Here is an 857-nt window from a genome sequence, read left to right as displayed (position 1 = left end):
CTAAAGGCTGTCTCGTGATGTCGTGGTCAGGCTCGGCCGAGGGCGAGGTTGTGCATGTGGGCGACGCCGCTGGTGGCCCAGTAGACGCCGTCGCCCTTGGGGAGGGCAGTCGCGGAGGATCTTCCAGTTCTTCATCCGGGCGAAGGCGTGCTCGACCCGGGCCCGGACCTGCCGGTGGGAGGCGTTGTGCCGCTCTTTCCAGTCCGGGAGCCGGTCCTGTCCGGCTTTCCTTCGGTGAGGCATAAGGACGCCGGTGCCCTGGTAGCCGCCGTCGACGAGGACGGTCGCGCTGCCGCGGGAGTCCTTGACGCCGGACTCGGCGAAGGCGGTGCAGTCGTTGCGGTTGCCCGGCAGGGGCCGGCCGACGGCCAGCACGAGCCGGGTCTCCGCTTCGATGAGGACCTGGAGGTTCGCCGAGTAGCGGCAGTTCTTGGACGAGGCGGACACCGTCCGGTCCCGGGTGGGCACCAAGGTGCCGTCCACGATGAGGACCTGGTGGCGCCCGGGCTTGCGTCTGCCCGGCGCCAGGGCCAGCAACGGTCCGTGCCGGCTGATGATCCGGCCGACGGCCGCCGGGGAGATCCCGAACAGCGGGGCGAGCTGGCGCATGGTGAGGTTGGCGCGGCAGTACATCGCCACCAGCAGTACCCGGTCCTCCAGCGTCAGTGCCCAGGGGCGGCCCGGCCGGTCCGGGTCCAGGGCCCTGCCACCCTCCCGGTGGACAGCCCGCACCAGACGCTGGAACTGAAACGGCCGGAACCCGGTGAACACCTCTATGAGCTCGCGGCGTTGAGCGGCCACGATCTGCACGCCCAACTCAACGCTGCACCCGATCCGGAGTTACGAGACAGGCTTTA

At 69.9% G+C, this 857-nt stretch carries 1 pseudogene; it reads right to left on the bottom strand.

The annotated features are described in order from the left end of the window. Positions 1–26 precede the first annotated feature (26 nt). A pseudogene (locus tag LUZ64_RS36745) lies at positions 27–810 on the bottom strand (transposase). Between the last annotated feature and the right edge of the window lie 47 nt (positions 811–857).

The organism is Streptomyces albireticuli, from assembly GCF_021228125.1.
Lineage (GTDB): Bacteria > Actinomycetota > Actinomycetes > Streptomycetales > Streptomycetaceae > Streptomyces > Streptomyces albireticuli.
Note: the sequence above shows the minus strand (reverse complement) of the source record. Positions and strands in the feature narration are given on the sequence as shown.